An 18,248-nucleotide genomic window follows, 5' to 3' on the forward strand; every position below is an offset into this window, starting at 1 on the left:
AGCTGCGTTCATCTTCTTCCAATAAATCATCTGCCAGCCCCGGTCAAAACAGCCTTGGCCGTAAGCACCAGAATCTTAAAATCATTAAAAATCGACCAGTTGTCAATATACTCCAAATCCAGTTTCATCCACTCTTCAAAGCTCAAGTCATTGCGCCTGGGTGCAATCTGCCACAGGCAGGTCATCCCGGGTTTCATGGACAGCCGCCGCCTGTGCCATACGGAATATTCATCCACTTCCTTGGGGATAGGCGGTCGGGGCCCCACAAGACTCATCTCACTTTTCAAAACGTTAAACAGCTGGGGCAGCTCATCCAGGCTGGTCTTCCTTAAAAAAGAACCCACCCAGGGAATAATTCTCGGATCATTCCTAATTTTAAAGGCAGGCCCATCGGCCTCATTCATCTCGGCAAGTTCTTTGAGCCTTTCATCCGCATCCGCAACCATTGTCCTGAACTTATACACCATAAACCGCCTGCCGTTCATCCCCAACCGCTCCTGCTGGTAGAAAACAGGACCCTTGGAAAATATTTTTATGGCAAGACCGATACCTATAAAAACAGGCAACAGAACAATAGTGAGAACCAGGGCACCTATAAAATCAAACACATGCTTTATGAGCATCGCCCCTTCATTATGTGGCGTAGATTGAAGGGCCATGGTATGGATCCCTAAAAACGCTTCAAACCGGATTGCGGCTATCCCCGGCCTATACATCAGGTAATGAAGTTCCCAGTCTGGAATAATCCTTACATTTATTCCCAGACTTTCTGCAAAGGCAAGAGACCGGTCCCCTTTTTCCAGCAACTTGAGTGGCATGGCAAAAATTAATTCATCAACAATATTATCCCGCAGATATGCTTCCAGGTTCTGTACAAGGCCTATGATTTTATGACCATTAACAACAGTCAGGCCAAGGCGTTCTTCTTCCACATCAAAACACCCCATGACTCTGTATCCTGTGGATTTATATTTTTCAATTGATTCAATGAAATCTTTTGCCCGTTCTTTGCTCCCAACAACAAGAACGTTCCTTGTGTTAAGCCCTTCTGTTCTGACCTTTTCCAAAGTTTTGAAAATAATAAATTTGGATAGGGTAAGCAAAGAGATATTAAGCACCAGAAAAATACCCATCAACAGACGGCTGATATTTTGAATATGTAGAAAGTACATGGCAATATTCACCAGTATTATTCCCAGGAGGCACGATTTTAAAATTGTGATGAAAAATGGCCAGAAAGGTTGTTGCCTGTAGGACATATACATACCCATCCATTTAAAAGAGATATACCAGGCAATGATAATCAGTAGAAGGATAATATAATAATTGGGCTCAATGGAAAGGCTGCTAAATTTTCCAGGGAGAAGATTTCTTTTTATAAAATAGGCTGCAATAAATGAAAAAGCCGTGATACCAATATCAATGGTTTTTTGCATATCTAAAATGAATGAACTATGTTCCTTGAGCATTTTTATTCCTCAGTCCGGACAATGGTAACTTATATGATTTTAGAAATATTGAAAAAAACTAACAGGTTTTATCTTTTGTGTTAGTTATTTAGTTCCACAGGGCTTTTTCCATTAAGCTTACTAAAAAAATATAAAACGAGGTTCCACAATAGCCTTAAAGGTCTGTAGATATAGTATAGAAAAGTGAAGTCGCCTGGGACAGGCCAAAGCAGTATTTCTTTTGTCGTGGGTCTAAAAAGCTGACGCTGAACAAACCTGAATTTATTCTTCAGATCATCCTGAACTTGAATATGAAATGATGAAAACCGTTGATTATTTGTAAAAACTGAAATGAAATTTTTGTTTGAAAAAAAATGTTCTTTAAACTGCTCACCTAAAATTTTGATACCTTTATCACCCTGTATTTTTATTTCAATCACAATAGGCAAAGGGGCTTTGCACAATGTGCTGGCAAGATAAAGCCCCAGTTTTAATTTTTTTAGGCAATGTTCTTGGTTTGCACTTTCAAAAACTTTGTTCCAGTTAATGTCAGGATATTTTCGTAACATCTCTGCAATACAACTTATCCATTCGAATTTTTCCCAACCATCCTTGGTTCCGTGGACACAAAGATAAAATAAAAGGTCTTCATGACCCAAGTGTAATATATCCCTTCCAGCAAATTGTTGCGTGGAAAGCTTGTGTTTTATTTTTTCCAAGGTAATTGGTTCAGGGGTATAGGTTCCAAGCAATTTCCATTGGAGGTCAATGTTAACCTTGCCGTCTGGGCTTTGCATATTAAAAGCATGCTCAATTCCAACATAAAAATCATCATACTTTTCATCCAACTCGTGAATAAGGCGGTATCCATATTCCTGAAGAATTATACGGGCCTTCACTGCCTCAGACTCCTGCACAAGGATATCCAGGTCACTGAATGCCCTTAAGGTATCACTTCCATAAACCATATCAGCAAGGACAGGCCCCTTAAACGGGACAGCCAAAATATTTTTGGTTTTAAATAGATCAAGAATCTTTAATAATTCATTGGTGAGCACCATATTTCTGGCTGCATTTATAATAAAAAAATGGTGAACTTTTTTAAAGATATGATCGGGGACATACACTTTAAATGTGTTTTTGAGGTGCCCATAGAGCAATGGCAGAACCCCAAATTCGAAAGAAATTTTATAAAAACAATCCCAATCAAAAAGAGAAGTATCTATTAACTGTTTTGCTTGATTTTCAGTTTCATGATCAAGATACCTTCTCGAACATAAAATAATGAACAATATTTCTTGTTTTACTGGCAATTTCATATTGTCTTTAAGGCTTTATAGATCTCAAGGAATATAAAAGAATAAAATTCAACACCGGGATATGCCAAATTTCTCTTATCACACTCATTGATAATTTTTCTATTATTATTGTTATCAGTTCCGCAGTTTTGCCATTCCAGAGATCAGGAACAATACTTTTTAAAAAATCATTCCAAAGATTTTTATAAACCATTTTACCGAGATCATCCGGTTTGCATAGGTAAATGACTTTTATGTTGTTCCTATATCTTTGCAAACATTGATTTGATATCAACAATACTAATTTCTAAGTGATGATATCTTACTATAAAATCAAAATCCATATTCCGTTAATAGCTTTTCATAGGCACCATGAACTTTATCGGCGGTAAAATTTTGAGTATATTGTTTTATGCTTGCTGCCTTCATGGCTGAAACCAATTTATCATTTTCAATCAACTCTCTAATTTTTTCTGCACATTCTGTCTCTGAAGAAAAATAAAGAGACCCTTCGCCTGCAACCCATCGGTTAAATTTATTATCATGAGCAAGAAAAGGAGATCCTGCATCAAGCGCTTCGACTAAGAAGGATTTGTACCTCCGACCGTGTGTCCGTGATAAAACCGTATGAAAAATCTCAACGCCTGGACCAAAGGTTGATAATAAATTGCCCCGACAAACACTATTTCATTTCCAGCTGCATCTAAAAATTCTTTTTGATAATCATTTGAATCAGAATTGTAATTCCTAGGACTACTAAGGGCAGCCCCCTTTTATGGCTTGAATAGGCTTGAACAATTTCAAGGATTGAATTTTCCGGTTCCAGCCTTGCAACGAGTATCGCATATTTCCCATGTTTCAGGGCAAATTGATCCAGGTATTTTTTAATTTCCGGATGATCAGCATCAGATGTTTACCAAGACAGGCCCCGAATTTTTCATTTATATAAGCATATCTCATCAGTAATAATTTTTCACCAAATAATTTTATGGTATTTTTAATTTCACTGCAAGGTTGTTCTCTTTTTTTTTTAGAATAAGTGACGTTAATGTCACACCAAAAATTCCACCAGCCAGATCGATAAAAAAATCTGCAAACAACGGCGACCTGCCGTCAATAAAAATTTGTGCAATCTCAGTTCCTCCGGCCAGCAGCAGAATATTGAACATAACTTGCCAAAAGGAATTTTTCCCCTTCAGCAAACAAAGAAAAATACCAAACAAGGCAATAAAACCAAAGTGTCCCAGTTTTGCGATATCTTTTGAAAAACTGTGTTGAAATACGTTGCTTGTTTTCTGGAGCTGAATACTTACTTCCTGCGCTACTTGATAACGCATTTCTCGTGGTATGGTAGTACCAACAATAATAATAACAAAAGAAACCACCAATAAGACCTTAAGAATAATCATGTTGCCATTGCCAAAACAGGTTCCGAGAAGAAAAACAGCAAATATTCCCCAAAAAAAAAGAATAGCAAACTGTATCCAGGGATACACTATGGTCTGATTCACTGAATAAAGTTGAATGTTTTTTAGATGAAATGAACCTGTACACTGGCTCAACTGGGCAATAATCCGAATATGTTTCGTGTCTTTTCCAATTGCAAAAAGACCACAATAACTTTCCCAATCCCTGTTACCGGAAAATGATGCCACAGCATGCATGTGATCATATCGGTCTTTTGTCCCATCATTTTGAATAAGCAACAGCCTTGCCAGGTTCCATGGTTTTTCACCGGGAACAATATCTGAATATTTCATATCAGCAGAAAGCATTAAAATATCACCCTGTTTAAAATTTGGGATATCTTGTCGAAATTGAACGCTCTTATCGCTATTCTTGGACAAAAGAGATAACTCATGATTTACATTTTTTGGGATTTCACCCTTATCTGAAGAAGATTGCCAACTATTGGTCAGTATCTCGGGACCATTTATTTCATACCGCTCAACAAAGGAATGACAAAGAAAAGTTACAATAGCTAAAATAACAAACGAAACAAATTTGATCATCTACCAGCTCCTCTCATAACCGCCTTTACAGTGAGTACAAAAGTTTTAAAATCATTTTGTTAAACATCAAAATCCATTTTCCGCAAAAAGTTGTTCATAAGCCCCATGAATCTTTTCGGCAGTAAAGTTTTGAGTATATTGCTTTTTGCTGGCGGCACTCATGATCAAATTTATCTCATCATTTTTGATTAACAAGCTAATTTTTTCTGAACATTCAGATTCTGTGGAAAAATAAAAAGCCCCAACTCCAGCTACCCAGCGATTAAATTTATTGTCATGAGCCAGTATAGGGGAACCGGCTCCCAAAGCCTCCACCAGAGAGGGGTTTGTTCCACCGACGGTATGGCCGTGGACATAGAACCTGGCATAAAAACGAAGGGCCTGGACCATGGCCTGATTGTAAATGGCTCCGACAAACAATACTTCATCATTGCCCGCATCCAGAACCTGTTTTTGGTATGCATTGGATTCAGGGTCGTAATTCCCCAGAACCACAAGCGTTATGCCCCTTTCCCGTGCTGTGAACGCCCGTACTATTTCAAGAATTGAGTTTTCCGGCTCCGGCCGGGCTATAAGCAGCCCAAATTTACCAGTTTGTAGGTCGAACTGCTTTAAAAGAGTTTCATCTGCAGAATCCAGTAGATCTGCCGTATAGGGAATTACAGTGATTTTTTGCCTTGATACGAATTTGGATAAATGATTTTTGATTTCCGGATGATCTGCCACCAGATGATTGCCCAGCCATGCACCAGCCTTTTCATTGATGAAAAGCCATACTCGCTCAAGAAAAGACCATTTATCCCTCTGCCATTCAATCCCATCCATATTGATTATGTTTCTGATTCCTTTCAGGCGGTACAAAGCACAAAAAACTGCAGTATTATACCCCAAGGTTACGATCTCCCCCTGCTTTTTTGCCGCATGAAGTGTGGATTTCCAGTCAAAGACAATAGTTCCTTTAGCTCCTTCCTGAGTTACCGGAATGTGCACACGATGAATTCCATTCCATTCATCTTCAAATATCGGTCCTGCACCTTCATCCTGACAGTAAACAGTGACCTTCCAGCCTCTATTTTTCAAATAAATAGAAAAATGTTCGGTAAAGGTTTCGAAACCTCCATGTTGGGCCGGGATGCCTCTAACACCAAGGATTTGGATAATTCTACTCATAGCCTAAGACTCGCATTACATGGGTAAATTCATTTTGAATTATAGGTGGAAAATCCAACTTCGCTTTTGCTTTAGGTGCTTTGAGCACTTTTGCACAAAACAGATCAAAGCGTGTATCTGGAGACAAATCACAAAATCTTAAAACTTCTTGCCTAATATCTGAACGACTAACATAATCTTCATATTTCACTCCCTTTACATATGTTGAGTTATCAGCCAGCAAAGACAGTCCTTCTTTCATCGTAACAATCCACTCGACAGCCGCCCTCAACTCATGATTTTCATACTGATATATTTCTGTAAAATAAGGACCTAAATTTTTATCATTAGCAACAATTTGTTCACATAACAATTTCCATTTGCGATCATCTTTTCCCCACCAATCATGGATTTCATCATTTCTCTTTTCACCTAACCGTTCAGACCAAAAACGAATCGAATCACAAGTATCGTAACCGTTACGATAAAGGAATAGGAAAATAGCATCAGGAAAAATTTCACGAACAAAGTCAGTCCGAAAAATCAGCTCAGGATATTTATCAACCACGCGAGACGCTAACCCAAAACGTAAATAATTACCATATATTCGATGTGCCTTGGTAGACATGGACAAACTAACATTATTTGCCCCCAAACGGTAAAAAGCCGGTTTTGAATGGTAGCTACCAATCAAGTCTTCTTTATCATAAAGATGACTCCATAACGCTTTGGCCTCATTAAGAAACCCAATATCATTATGCATGCTTAATGTTATTCCTAAAATTGTTGTACCACTACGGCCAGTTCCTAAAATAAAAATTGGTTTCACAACAAGTTTTGAAAGGGATAAAAACTCCTGCAAACGAAATAAAGCAAATACCAATGGGTTAATCCAACGCCCCTTAGTTGTCAAAGGGCGTCCCTCATACAATGTATAACTTAAATAACGGGTGTAGCTTTTTTTTAGACTAAGTCTTCTAAATCGATTATCAATTTGTGCTATCATATCTAGTTTTCAACCAATTATAATATTTTTTTATACCAGAACGCAGTGACATTGATGTAGTCCAGCCAAAGTCCTGATTAGCCCTTGTGTTGTTCAAAATAACTGCTCGTACATCGCAACCTCGTGATTGCTTATATTCCCTATCAAGAGTAACGGCTGTAATATCTTCAACCATGTCAATAATTTGGTGAATACTATAACCAACACCAGAGCCTGCGTTATAAATCCCGCTATGTTTAGACACGACAGCAAGAGTTACCAAATCTGCTACATCCTTAACATACAGGTAGTCACGAACAGTTTCACCATCACCGAATATTGTTATTGGACGGCAAGTAATCATATTGTTCAATACAGTAGAAATAAGTCCCTGTGTACCTTTATGGCCTTGACGTTCTCCAAATGGATTTGAAGGGCGAAGAATGATTGATTGAAGTCCATTGTTGAAAGTTGCTATCTCAATAAACTTTTCGATAGCGACTTTAACCGCACCATAATTACAAATAGGATTAAGTGGCGCGTTTTCTGGAACAGGTATAGAATGTGGATTTCCATAAACTGTTCCACCTGAGGAAAGATAAATAAGTCGTCGAACACCTTGAACATCCATAAGGCGCAACAACTCCACGGTACCTATTAAATTACTTTCAATATCATAAACCGGATCAGAAGCGCTTGTCGAAGGAACAGTTGTACTAATACAATGAACAACCACATCAATACCAACAAGGGCTTCCGAAAGTTTACCCTTATCATGAAAATCGCCAGGAAACCATTCTGCATTATATGAGAATTCTGGAGACCTGCGAGCAAACACCCTCAATGTATGCCCTGCAACAATCAAATTTTCAACTATATGAGAACCAATAAATCCATGGCCTCCTAGGACTAATATATTCAAACTATTACCGCCTTATACTTTGACAGAAGAGATTTATAGAAAATTTTATCTGAAAATTGTGTAACGACATAATCACGAGCCAACTTTCCCATTCTTCGACAACCATCAACATCGTGCCACATACTTTTCAGTTGTCCAGCAAGCTCACCATCATTATTTGGTTCAAAAAGAAGCCCCCGATCAGTACCTACAAGTTCAGGTATTCCTCCACGAAATGAGCCGACCACTGGTTTGCCTGCAGCAAAGGCCTGAAAAATAACGTAAGGAAAATTTTCATGCCATATTGAAGGTACTATTACGAATCGTGAACCGTAAAGTATTTGATTCATATCCTCACCCCACAATGGTCCAAGGAATTCAATATGAGAAAGATTATGCCTTACAACTTCGTCATACAATTTTTGAAAGTCAGGTCCATCTCCAACGATCTTTATAGGAATAGAGATATCTTTTGCTGCTGAAATAATATGATCAACCCCTTTCTCACAAATAATTCGTCCAAAATAAAGAGCATAATTTCCTTGGTAAACAGGCTGATACTGTTTTGCATTAAAAGGATTTTTCAAAATCTCATATTGGACATTCTTTGTTGGCCAAAATTCCTTTGTTTTTTCGAGCATAAACTCACTTGCAAATAAATAGAGATCAACTAATGTATCGTACACTTGTTTTTTTTCATGAATATATGCCTCAAGAGTTGATGCTAAACTAAAAGAAAACGACCCCTTACAGCACCTTTTCAAAGTAGCCTTATAAAAACGACCTCCTTTACAATCTTCGCATAAGCGCTGACCATCATAAATTTTATAATTTGGGCAAATATGTTTGTAATCATTACATGACATTACTACAGGTACATCAGCATCATGGGCAGCTTCAAGAATTGAAGGAGTTAAGTGTGTAAATATTCCAAAAGCATGAATCACATCAGGCTTAAAGTCTCTTATAAGCTTCGCAAAAGACAATTTAGCCTTTTGCGAATAGATAATATGTCTCATACTATCCAGCCTTGATACCAATGATTGCGAATCATAAGCAGGTGGATCAATAAAATACTTGTTCCATGGTGTTGGTATATTTTCAGGATGAGTCGTTGAGAAATATGCAACATCATGTCCATTCTCCGCAAGTACTCGGCCTGTCTCAAGAAAAAAAAGTTCCGCTCCACCTGTTAATCGAAAAAACTTATGAGCAAGAATAACACGCATTATCGCCTCTTTATTGATTTTGATATTTCTATAAATCCAAAAGAACTTAAAAGGACTAACAAATGGAAGGCATATGACGCTTGAGACAAAAGCCCTGTCATCGTTCCAAGCACAATACATGTCGTCAAATATGAATACAAAACTACATTGAAAACTGATGGATTTGCTTTCATTTTTGAAAAAGTAATACCCATAATAATTCCAATAGTAGACATATATATCATTATGCCTAAAAGACCGCCATCGGCATATGCATCACCCATAATTGTTGGATTTAGACCAGCACCAGCAAAAGTAAATCCTGCTTTATTTTTAATTATTTCACCAAGCGTCTCCTGTTTCCCCGGTGCTAAAGTAGCCAATGTTAATCCAAAAACACCGCCAAATAAATAACCGCCATTTAAAAACAATTTTAATATCGTTAAAAAACCTAACGAGTACACTGAAAATTGATAAACAGACCAATACAAAAAGACAACAAAAATTGAATCTGAATATTTCTGTGCATGATATATCCAAAATGAACCACCAGGCTGAAAATAGATACGTGCAAATCCCCATCCCAACAATAAAACCATAAAAAGGATTCCGTAACCAACAGTTTTTTTCATATTTAACTTCTTGTACTTATAGTGATATATCGCCAATGAGTTAAAAAGAAAAATAAAAATCGGTCCTCGCCATCCTGGGATAATATTTATAAAAGTAATGTATGAAAATATTAAGATAATCCACAATTTTTCAATTTTTAGTAAATTACTATTCGAATGGAATATAGAGGCTAAATAAATGTAAAACCCTATAAAAGATATTCTAATTAAATAGATAATGTTAGAAGAAACTATTGCTCTTGCATTTAATCTATCATCCAGTTTATCCTCATAAAGAAAAGGCATACCAACCTTTATCACCATAATCAAAGCTGCAACACTAGCTATTAGCAACAATATCCAAAACAATATTCTCGATATATCTAAATTATTAGAAGCAACTTTAATATGAGATTCCTCCTTTATAGTTTGAGTCACAACAAATAGCATAAAACAATAATAAAATAATAAACCGACAAAGGGGAATCCAACCAACCTAGCCACGTAGATTGGGTTTTCATTCATAAATTCTAATGCCCCGAACCCATAGACTAATCCTAAAACAGAAGGGAAAATCCACAAAGGAGAAAAAGCGTCAAAATATGCTTTACCTTTTTTGGAAAGACAAAAATAGCATATTATTGGATTAAGCCCTATAAAAATAGCACCCATTCTCCAGCCATTGTCAAAATTAAACGCACAACTTATTATCAAAGAAATAATTAGGATTATATAAAAACTATTTGAGATAGAAACCATGAGCATGTTTCCTGAGAATATAAAGATATGATACAAGTTCGCTTGCTGTGTAAATTAAAAAACATAATCCAAAATAAACAACCATTGAATAATCAACTTTGTCTCCAAAAGATGTTATTATACACAAAGCAGATATATAAATTATATTTAATAATATAATTATCTTAGATATACTTTTATGTAATCTCATTCTATATAGAATTGCCTGTGCTGGGACATTAAAACAGCCAAATAAAGATGCAAATAGATATATGAGTAGAATGTCTCTAAAATGATTGTCCGAGATAAGTGGGAAGAATTCCTTAAATTCAGGTATTGAAATTATCGTCAAGACTGTCAATACAACAATAATCCATACTGCTAAGATTATAAAAGTCAATTTAACCATGAGTGAAGATACATTGTATTTCTCTGTTCCAATTTCAACTAACTTTTTTGATAAGATTGTCGACATTGGCATGCTAATTAGCGATATTATTGAAGCGTAGATTTTAGAGGAAAAATATAAGGTATATGCACTCCCAGGTAAAATAGAAGCCCCTAAATCACGTTCGATATACCTAGAAGTCTGTAGTGATGAATAATTTGCAATTGGCGACAAAACTGGAATACAAAATCGTTTTATAGTTTTAATGTCAAAAGAAAGATTCGTTTTTATTAGGGCATTGTTTAAAAAATAATTGGTGAAAATTAAATAACTGACAAATACGGATAGCATAGATAATTCCAATCGAATATTTAGTCCGGAATAAAGCCAAATAATTATGCTCATTGGAAGAATAAATATTCTAGAGGATGTTACCTTAAAAAAACCATTAATATTTAGGATTAGCTGACATACTGATGATAAAAAAATAAAATAAAATAAAAAAAATATTGTTAAGTAGAATAATGAACCAAGATAATTTTTTGTTAGAAATATATAAAGACAAGAGAAACAGCAAGAAACTCCGATTCCAATACTTTTAGATACAGCAATTAAATCACAATATCTCTCGCTTTTATGTCCAATATTATTTGTTTCAGAAAAGACATGAAGCAAACTAAACCTTAAACTCTCTCTTGATAAAATATCATATGCTACGATGAGCGTTAATGAGATCACTAACTTATCTATATCGTTTTGTGGAGTAAGTTTTCCAATCGAAAGATCAGAAAAAATGGACAACACCATCCCTCCACCAGTAATGATTGAAATTGAAAGATATTTTTTAATCATTGAGGTGTTTAATGCTGCAAAAAAAAATAACTTTTCAATTATTACAGTAATATATTTCATAAAAGATGTCATCAGCGGTTAGAAAGTTAAATCAAGTAAAAAATTAGCCCGTTTTAAATTTGATTAGAATAGTTTTATGGGATACAGACTTGTTCAGATGCACTCAGATGGTTTGTTATTAAACGTGACCAAAGATTTCATTTTAAAGATCCACGTTCTTCTTCTGAAATTTGCTTACGCTCCTTTAACATGGATCGAAGTTGAACACGCCAGTGGATGAGGGTTATTTCTGTTGCCTGACAAAAGGATGTTTTGTCAAGAACGCTGTACATGGGCCTTTTTGCAGGTGTTGGAAACTGGTGAGACGGGACAGGTAAAATGGGGATGGCTTTATCCAGCAGGCCGGTCCTAAGCCCTTCTTCCTGGATGGCCATAGCAAAATCATACCAGGTAGCGACACCGGCGTCGGTCCAGTGAAAGCTTCCCTTTATATTTTTTTCAAGGGAAGTCCATATGGCCTGGGCCAGGCCAAGGCCCCAGGTGGGGGTTCCGATCTGTTCGTCTATGACATTCAATCTTGATTTTTCTGTCATGAGGCTTAACATGGTTTTTACAAAATTGTTCCCATGGGAAGAGTAGAGCCAGGCTGTTCGGATGATCAATGCCTTATCACCCAGGATAGTGCGAACTGCCTGCTCTCCTTTGAGTTTTGATTCTCCATAGACTGATACAGGGTTTGGGGCATCATCGGGCTGATAGGGTTTGAAGTTCTGGCCGTTAAAAATAAAATCCGTGGAGATATGAACCAGGGAAATGGTGTTTTGTCTGCAGATTTCTGCTATTTCACGGACAGCTTCATGGTTTATTCTGAATGCCAGATCCTTTTCCTGTTCCGCTTTATCCACGGCAGTGTAAGCAGCTGCATTGATAATTACGTCTGGCCCGGCAGAACTGATGCAATTGCTGATGCTGGATGTGCTTAAAAAATCCACTTTTGGGAAATCGCAGGTAGTCAGGGAAAAATTGGCCGGACATGAGCGCATAAGCTCCCACCCCAGCTGGCCGTTGGATCCGAGGAGAAGAACTTTCATGCAAACACCTCTGCCTTTTCCAGGGGTATTCCCTCTTCATCCTTTTGTGACAATATGGGGTAGGCGTCAGGATTAATAAGCCATTCAATGGCAATGGACGGATCATTCCACAGGATGCAGCGTTCGTGTTCAGGGGCATAATAGTCTGTACATTTATAGGTAAATTCTGCTTCATGACTTAATACATAAAAGCCGTGGGCAAAGCCTGGCGGAACCCAGAGCATTTTTTTATTTTCTGCTGAAAGAATTGCACCGGTCCATTTTCCAAAGAAGGGGGAAGATTTTCTCAGGTCAACGGCCACGTCAAACACTTCGCCTGAAATCACCCGGACCAATTTACCCTGAGGATGTTTGATCTGGTAATGGAGCCCTCTCAGAATGTTTTGGGTAGATTTGCTGTGGTTGTCCTGAACAAAGGCTGCAGGGACAACATTTTTTTTAAATTCATCCTCCCGAAAGATTTCCATGAAGAATCCCCGGTGGTCTCCAAAGACCTGGGGTTCAATTAAAACAATATCCGGTATGTTCAGTTGCGTATATTTCATTTTTGATTCTATTTGTTTATGAGTTCTAACAGGTATTGGCCATAACCGTTTTTCTTCATGGGTTCTGCCAGTTTTTCCAATTGGCCTGCATCGATGCGTTTCATTCTAAAGGCAATCTCTTCCAGGCAGGCGATTTTGAGTCCCTGGCGGTCTTCCACAACCTTAATAAAAGTAGCTGCATCCAGAAGGGACTCGTGAGTCCCGGTATCAAGCCAGGCCGTTCCCCGACTGAAAAGTTCCACATTTAAATTGCCCTGGTCCAGGTATGCTTTGTTTACATCTGTTATTTCAAGTTCTCCCCTGGCCGAGGGTTTGATCTCTTTGGCAATCTGGATCACATCATTATCGTAATAATAAAGTCCCGTAACCGCATACTTGGACTTTGGGACATCGGGTTTTTCCTCCAGACTGACAACACTGCCCTTGCTGTCAAATCCTACCACACCGTACCGATGGGGATCTTTAACATAATATCCAAAAATGGTGGCTCCCGTGTCTTTTTTTGCTATCACTTGGAGGCGGTCTGACAGCCCTTCGCCATAGAAAATGTTATCCCCAAGGATTAAGGTGACAGGATCATTTTTTATAAACGCCTCTCCAATGATAAATGCCTGGGCAAGTCCGTCCGGGGAAGGCTGGATTGCATAGGTAAGGGAAATACCCCATTGAGACCCGTCACCCAGTAGATTTTTGAAACCTGCGATATCCTGGGGGGTGGTGATGACCAGTATCTGTGTAATCCCTGAAAGCATCAATGTTGACAGAGGATAGTAGATCATGGGCTTGTCATACACCGGCATGAGCTGTTTGCTGACTGAATAGGTCAGAGGATAAAGCCTTGTTCCTGATCCGCCGGCCAATATGATTCCTTTACGCATGATTGGTTTTCCATTTCCAAAAAAAATTATTACAAATTACAGCATTAATATTACAGCATTACAGGGTCTGACATTACAGATTAAAGGGTCTGACCCCGCTAAGTCTTTGTTGTTGGACAAAATTGCTCCAAAAAATTGTATTTTCACCTCTTAAAACCTACTTTTTCGGGGTCAAAACAGCATTGCAAGCATTTTTATGCTTATATCACTTTCCAAATTTATCCAGGTTCTATTCGATATACTCGCGACTTCCTACAACCAGATTATTTGTCCATATGCTTTCCCGCTTTAAACTGCCATGCTAAAACGTTTACGCCACCAAATCCTCATAATACGACCTAAACTCATCTGGATCTGAAATTCCAGAACAATGAAGCAATGCTTCCCGATCAAGCAATCAGTACCGCCTGGGTGGGTTTAAAGTTTCACTATATCCACAAAATTCTCAGTCCTTCGGGTGCGTCACCGCGCTGGCCCGTAACATATTCAACTCAATATATGCCACGCATCTCAACAGGTGAACCCCGTTTTCAATGGCCGTGGTATAAAAACGATCTTCCCAGAAAGCACCCTTTCGATTTTTTCGGGTGTTGTACGCCTGCCCCGTTCTGCCGGATAACAGCTGCATGCTTTGGGAAATTATGTCCTTGCCACTGAATGCTAATCGTAGTTGACAGCTATCCAGCTTCTGTATGACCCATCCATGATTCGCCTCCACCAGTCTTCATTGTCCAAAAACCATTCAATAGTTTTTCTGATACCGGTTTCAAAAGACTCTGTGGGTGAGTAACCCAGCGCAGAAGAAATCATTTCAGCATTAATGGCATAGCGGCGGTCATGGCCTAATCTGTCCTTCACATGGGTGATAAGGGTTTGGGGATGATTGCCATGGGCTGATGTGCCGTTTGGATACCTTTCATGGATTAAATTACAGATGGTTTTGACAATATCGATATTGGTCCATTCGTTGTTTCCACCTATGTTATAGGTGGCGCCAATTTTTCCTTTATTAAGGATCAGATCAACCCCCAGGTTGTGATCATCCACATGGAGCCAGTCCCGGATCTGTTTTCCATCACCGTATACCGGTAAAGGTTTTTTGTTGAGGATATTTATTATCACCAACGGGATCAGTTTTTCAGGGAACTGGTATGGCCCGTAGTTATTGGAGCAGTTGCTGATGGTTGTTTGCAAACCGTAGGTTTCGTGATAGGCCCGAACCAGATGATCCGATGCGGCCTTGCTGGCAGCATAGGGCGAATTGGGGGCATAGGGGGTATTTTCGGTAAAAGGGGGATCATCGGATTTTAAAGATCCATATACTTCATCTGTTGAAATGTGGTGAAAACGATGGGGCCTGGGATTTTCATCCAGCCAGATCTTTTTGGCCGCTTTGAGCAGGGTGTGGGTGCCCACAATATTGGTGTTGATAAATTCGTCAGGACCATGGATAGATCTATCCACGTGGGACTCGGCGGCAAAATGGACCAGGGTATCAATTTTGTGGTCTGTCAGCAGAGATTCCACAAGGGGCTGGTCCAGGATATTGCCGTGGACAAATTTAAACTTGGGATTTTTTTCAGCCGCTGATAAATTTCCCCTGTTACCGGCATAGGTCAATGCGTCTAAAACGACAATGCGATCCTGGGGGTATTTATTGAGCCAGTAATAGACAAAATTAGTGCCTATGAATCCTGCTCCGCCTGTTACTAAGATATTTTTCATAATTTAAATCTTTGTTGGCATTAAATCCGTTTTGAAGCGGATTGATATATTTCTTTGTCTCTTCTTGGGCCTACGGCTAAAACAAAAATAATTACTCGTTTATGAAACACCTGATAAACAACTCTAAAATCTCCGATTCTTAGTTTTCGAAAATTTCTAAGATTATTTGATAACGGGGCTCCAAATTGTTCGGGCGCCCGGGTGAGCTTTTCATCAATTGTCTGCACGATCCTTTTTGCGGCAGAGGGTCCCACGCTTTTCAGGTCATCATCCACATCTTTATGATAAATGATTTCCCAGCTCATTTTACATATTTAGCCATCATCTCTTTATGAGAGATGGTTTCTTCAGGATTGAAATTTTGAATTCTGGACAGCGCAAGGGATGTCAGCCGAAGATCTTCTATCTCTTCTTCCATTGCTTCATAGGATTCAAATGACATAAGGATTGCTTTGGGAGAATTATTCTTCAGGATGATCAATTTATCAATCTCCCCATTTTCAATGGAATTAAGTGTGGCTGCCGTTTTTTTTGAAAGCTGGGTAGAAGACAAATAGTTTTTTATCCGCATAATATTATCCTTATTATGGTTATAATTATACCAATAATAATCCTTATTATTCTCTATGTCAAATTACTTATCCACCCAAAAAGATCAGATGAACCCTTTCTGGCTGATGTAGAGCAAAACTTCCTGTGCGGCTTCGTCCGGGGTCAAGTCGGTTGTGTTGATTCTCAATTCCGGATTGGAAGGGTCTTCATAGGGGTCGTCAATGCCGGTAAAGCCTTTTAACAGCCCTGCCCTTGCCTTGGCGTACATCCCTTTTCGGTCTCTTTTTTCACATTCTGCGATGGGGGTGGACACGTGGACTTCAAAAAATCCGCCATGGGCTTCGATGGATTCCCTGATCTGATGCCTTGTTTTTTCATAGGGGGCGATGGGGGCGCAGATGGCGATGCCGCGGTTTTTGGTAATTTCCGAGGCCACAAATCCGATTCTTTTTACATTGATATCCCTGTGTTCCTTGGAAAAATTGAGTTCTGAAGACAGATTTCTTCGGACGATGTCTCCGTCAAGGAGGGTAACAGGCCTTGTTCCGATTTCAAGAAACCTTGAGTAAAGAACCTTGGCGATGGTGGATTTACCCGCACCTGAAAGCCCGGTGCAAAATATGGTCAGCCCCTGGTTTAACGGTGGAGGATAGGATTTTTGAAGTTCATGGATCACTTCTGGAAAGGTGGCCCAATCCGGAACTTTTTTGCCCGCCCGGATTCTTTTCTGGATGTCGGTTCCGGTAAAAGAAATGGTGTCTATTTTTTTGGGGACCTGGCTTGCAATCTTATATTCATCTTCAAAGGGAAGATAGACCATCTCTTCAAAGGTGATGGTCTCAACCCCCAGTTCCTTTGTGGCATTGCAGGCAAGTTGAGTTGCCTCATCATATTTATAGAAGGGTTTGTTATCAATATTATTGCCGGGGGAGGCATGGTCATGGCCTATTACAAAATGGGTGCAGCCAAAATTTTTCCCAATGATCATATGGAGAATGGCTTCCCTGGGACCTGCCATTCGCATGGCCAGGGGCAGCAGGTTGAGCACATAGGAGTCCGGAGGGTAATGGGCCGCAACTTTCTGGTAACAGCGCATGCGGGTAAAATGATCAAAATCTCCCGGTTTTGTGACCCCTGCGATTGGGAGAATCAAAAGATTTGCATGAGCTTTTTGCATGGCCTGGATGGTCATTTCAAACTGGGGCCGGTGAATGGGCTGACGGGTCTGGAACCCCACAATCTTCTTCCAGCCAAGCTTTGAAAAGGTCTCTTGCACTTCAGCCGGGGTTTTCCGGATCTGCTTAAAATCAGAGTGGATGGGAAGGCTCAGGGCCTGGATTTCACCACCGATATAATATTTACCGGATTTATTGTACAGGTAGTCAACACCGGGATGGGTTTTGTCCAGGGTATTATAAAGGCCTTGTGCTTCTTTTTCTATATCAAGGGGCCAGATATCCTCGATGGTCATGATGCCCAGAAGGAAGCCTTCCTGATCTCTCAGGGTGACCGATTGGCCAGTTTCAAGAGTGGCAGCAAGGTTTTCCGGGATATCAAGACAAATGGGAACCGGCCAGAGTTCTCCGGATTCAAGGCGCATGCGGTCCAGGACAGATTCGTAATCAATCTGTTTCATGAACCCTTTTAATGGCGAAAATACACCGGTGGCCAGCAGTTCAAAATCACAAATCTGCCGATCATTTAAAATCACATCCAACATGGAAGACGAAAGTTTTTTAAGAACAGGTTGCTGTTCTTCAGAAACAAGAAGATTAACCAATTGATCGGATTTCATTTTTCCCCCATATACATTCCATAAAGATAGCTCCGCCCCTTCGGTTACAAATGACAGTATACCGAAAAGCAC

The 18,248-nt window shown here is 39.1% G+C and carries 17 protein-coding genes; all 17 read right to left on the reverse strand.

Translation table 11 applies throughout. The features are described from left to right. Positions 1-26 precede the first annotated feature (26 nt). The gene (locus ACZ45G_RS15975) at positions 27-1,469 is read right to left on the reverse strand and encodes a sugar transferase (RefSeq protein WP_464171438.1); all 1,443 of its coding nucleotides are present in this window, start codon (positions 1,467-1,469) and stop codon (positions 27-29) included. 80 nt (positions 1,470-1,549) lie between these two features. After that, entirely contained in the window at positions 1,550-2,767 is a 1,218-nt protein-coding gene (locus tag ACZ45G_RS15980) for a nucleotidyltransferase domain-containing protein (protein WP_464171439.1), read from the reverse strand. A gap of 965 nt (positions 2,768-3,732) precedes the next feature. Then, positions 3,733-4,758, reverse strand: coding sequence for a VanZ family protein (locus ACZ45G_RS15985; RefSeq protein ID WP_464171441.1), 1,026 nt, complete (start codon positions 4,756-4,758; stop codon positions 3,733-3,735). A 66-nt stretch (positions 4,759-4,824) separates the two neighbouring features. Continuing rightward, a complete protein-coding gene (locus tag ACZ45G_RS15990) occupies positions 4,825-5,928 on the reverse strand; it encodes a DUF1972 domain-containing protein (protein WP_464171443.1) in 1,104 nt (367 codons plus the stop codon). Continuing rightward, positions 5,921-6,913 (reverse strand): sulfotransferase family protein, encoded by a 993-nt coding sequence (locus ACZ45G_RS15995; protein WP_464171445.1) that lies wholly within the window; start codon positions 6,911-6,913, stop codon positions 5,921-5,923. The genes ACZ45G_RS15990 and ACZ45G_RS15995 overlap by 8 nt, the downstream gene beginning before the upstream one ends. Beyond that, positions 6,897-7,814, reverse strand: a complete 918-nt coding sequence (locus ACZ45G_RS16000; protein ID WP_464171446.1) for an NAD-dependent epimerase/dehydratase family protein — start codon at positions 7,812-7,814, stop codon at positions 6,897-6,899. The genes ACZ45G_RS15995 and ACZ45G_RS16000 overlap by 17 nt, the downstream gene beginning before the upstream one ends. After that, positions 7,811-9,022, reverse strand: a complete 1,212-nt coding sequence (locus ACZ45G_RS16005; RefSeq protein ID WP_464171448.1) for a glycosyltransferase family 4 protein — start codon at positions 9,020-9,022, stop codon at positions 7,811-7,813. Before ACZ45G_RS16005 ends, ACZ45G_RS16000 begins: the two co-directional genes overlap by 4 nt. Then, positions 9,022-10,371: an O-antigen polymerase gene (locus ACZ45G_RS16010; RefSeq protein WP_464171450.1), complete on the reverse strand. Its 1,350-nt coding sequence runs from the start codon at positions 10,369-10,371 to the stop codon at positions 9,022-9,024. The genes ACZ45G_RS16005 and ACZ45G_RS16010 overlap by 1 nt, the downstream gene beginning before the upstream one ends. Next, positions 10,352-11,650: a hypothetical protein gene (locus ACZ45G_RS16015; RefSeq protein WP_464171452.1), complete on the reverse strand. Its 1,299-nt coding sequence runs from the start codon at positions 11,648-11,650 to the stop codon at positions 10,352-10,354. Before ACZ45G_RS16015 ends, ACZ45G_RS16010 begins: the two co-directional genes overlap by 20 nt. Before the next feature lie 137 nt (positions 11,651-11,787). Continuing rightward, entirely contained in the window at positions 11,788-12,681 is an 894-nt protein-coding gene (rfbD, locus tag ACZ45G_RS16020) for a dTDP-4-dehydrorhamnose reductase (protein WP_464171454.1), read from the reverse strand. Beyond that, entirely contained in the window at positions 12,678-13,226 is a 549-nt protein-coding gene (gene rfbC, locus ACZ45G_RS16025) for a dTDP-4-dehydrorhamnose 3,5-epimerase (RefSeq protein WP_464171456.1), read from the reverse strand. Before rfbC ends, rfbD begins: the two co-directional genes overlap by 4 nt. A gap of 8 nt (positions 13,227-13,234) precedes the next feature. After that, a complete protein-coding gene (gene rfbA, locus ACZ45G_RS16030; RefSeq protein ID WP_464171457.1) occupies positions 13,235-14,104 on the reverse strand; it encodes a glucose-1-phosphate thymidylyltransferase RfbA in 870 nt (289 codons plus the stop codon). A gap of 445 nt (positions 14,105-14,549) precedes the next feature. Further along, a complete protein-coding gene (locus tag ACZ45G_RS16035; RefSeq protein ID WP_464171458.1) occupies positions 14,550-14,732 on the reverse strand; it encodes a transposase in 183 nt (60 codons plus the stop codon). 32 nt (positions 14,733-14,764) lie between these two features. Then, entirely contained in the window at positions 14,765-15,829 is a 1,065-nt protein-coding gene (gene rfbB / locus ACZ45G_RS16040; RefSeq protein ID WP_464171460.1) for a dTDP-glucose 4,6-dehydratase, read from the reverse strand. 20 nt (positions 15,830-15,849) lie between these two features. Further along, complete coding sequence (locus ACZ45G_RS16045) at positions 15,850-16,134, reverse strand: type II toxin-antitoxin system RelE family toxin (protein ID WP_464171462.1); 285 nt, start codon at positions 16,132-16,134, stop codon at positions 15,850-15,852. Then, entirely contained in the window at positions 16,131-16,400 is a 270-nt protein-coding gene (locus ACZ45G_RS16050) for a type II toxin-antitoxin system Phd/YefM family antitoxin (RefSeq protein WP_464171464.1), read from the reverse strand. Before ACZ45G_RS16050 ends, ACZ45G_RS16045 begins: the two co-directional genes overlap by 4 nt. Before the next feature lie 84 nt (positions 16,401-16,484). After that, a complete protein-coding gene (locus tag ACZ45G_RS16055) occupies positions 16,485-18,176 on the reverse strand; it encodes a bifunctional sulfate adenylyltransferase/adenylylsulfate kinase (protein WP_464171466.1) in 1,692 nt (563 codons plus the stop codon). Between the last annotated feature and the right edge of the window lie 72 nt (positions 18,177-18,248).

Source organism: Desulfoconvexum algidum (assembly GCF_055382125.1).

What these genes read in the sequence shown, in the direction of transcription:
- ACZ45G_RS16035 (WP_464171458.1), bottom strand. Translation starts at nt 14,732, where the DNA reads ATGCAGCTGTTATCCGGCAGAACGGGGCAGGCGTACAACACCCGAAAA.
- rfbD (WP_464171454.1), bottom strand. Translation starts at nt 12,681, where the DNA reads ATGAAAGTTCTTCTCCTCGGATCCAACGGCCAGCTGGGGTGGGAGCTT.
- ACZ45G_RS15990 (WP_464171443.1), bottom strand. Translation starts at nt 5,928, where the DNA reads ATGAGTAGAATTATCCAAATCCTTGGTGTTAGAGGCATCCCGGCCCAA.
- rfbA (WP_464171457.1), bottom strand. Translation starts at nt 14,104, where the DNA reads ATGCGTAAAGGAATCATATTGGCCGGCGGATCAGGAACAAGGCTTTAT.
- ACZ45G_RS15985 (WP_464171441.1), bottom strand. Translation starts at nt 4,758, where the DNA reads ATGATCAAATTTGTTTCGTTTGTTATTTTAGCTATTGTAACTTTTCTT.
- ACZ45G_RS16015 (WP_464171452.1), bottom strand. Translation starts at nt 11,650, where the DNA reads ATGAAATATATTACTGTAATAATTGAAAAGTTATTTTTTTTTGCAGCA.
- ACZ45G_RS15995 (WP_464171445.1), bottom strand. Translation starts at nt 6,913, where the DNA reads ATGATAGCACAAATTGATAATCGATTTAGAAGACTTAGTCTAAAAAAA.
- ACZ45G_RS15975 (WP_464171438.1), bottom strand. Translation starts at nt 1,469, where the DNA reads ATGCTCAAGGAACATAGTTCATTCATTTTAGATATGCAAAAAACCATT.
- rfbC (WP_464171456.1), bottom strand. Translation starts at nt 13,226, where the DNA reads ATGAAATATACGCAACTGAACATACCGGATATTGTTTTAATTGAACCC.
- ACZ45G_RS15980 (WP_464171439.1), bottom strand. Translation starts at nt 2,767, where the DNA reads ATGAAATTGCCAGTAAAACAAGAAATATTGTTCATTATTTTATGTTCG.
- ACZ45G_RS16055 (WP_464171466.1), bottom strand. Translation starts at nt 18,176, where the DNA reads ATGAAATCCGATCAATTGGTTAATCTTCTTGTTTCTGAAGAACAGCAA.
- rfbB (WP_464171460.1), bottom strand. Translation starts at nt 15,829, where the DNA reads ATGAAAAATATCTTAGTAACAGGCGGAGCAGGATTCATAGGCACTAAT.
- ACZ45G_RS16050 (WP_464171464.1), bottom strand. Translation starts at nt 16,400, where the DNA reads ATGCGGATAAAAAACTATTTGTCTTCTACCCAGCTTTCAAAAAAAACG.
- ACZ45G_RS16010 (WP_464171450.1), bottom strand. Translation starts at nt 10,371, where the DNA reads ATGGTTTCTATCTCAAATAGTTTTTATATAATCCTAATTATTTCTTTG.
- ACZ45G_RS16005 (WP_464171448.1), bottom strand. Translation starts at nt 9,022, where the DNA reads ATGCGTGTTATTCTTGCTCATAAGTTTTTTCGATTAACAGGTGGAGCG.
- ACZ45G_RS16045 (WP_464171462.1), bottom strand. Translation starts at nt 16,134, where the DNA reads ATGAGCTGGGAAATCATTTATCATAAAGATGTGGATGATGACCTGAAA.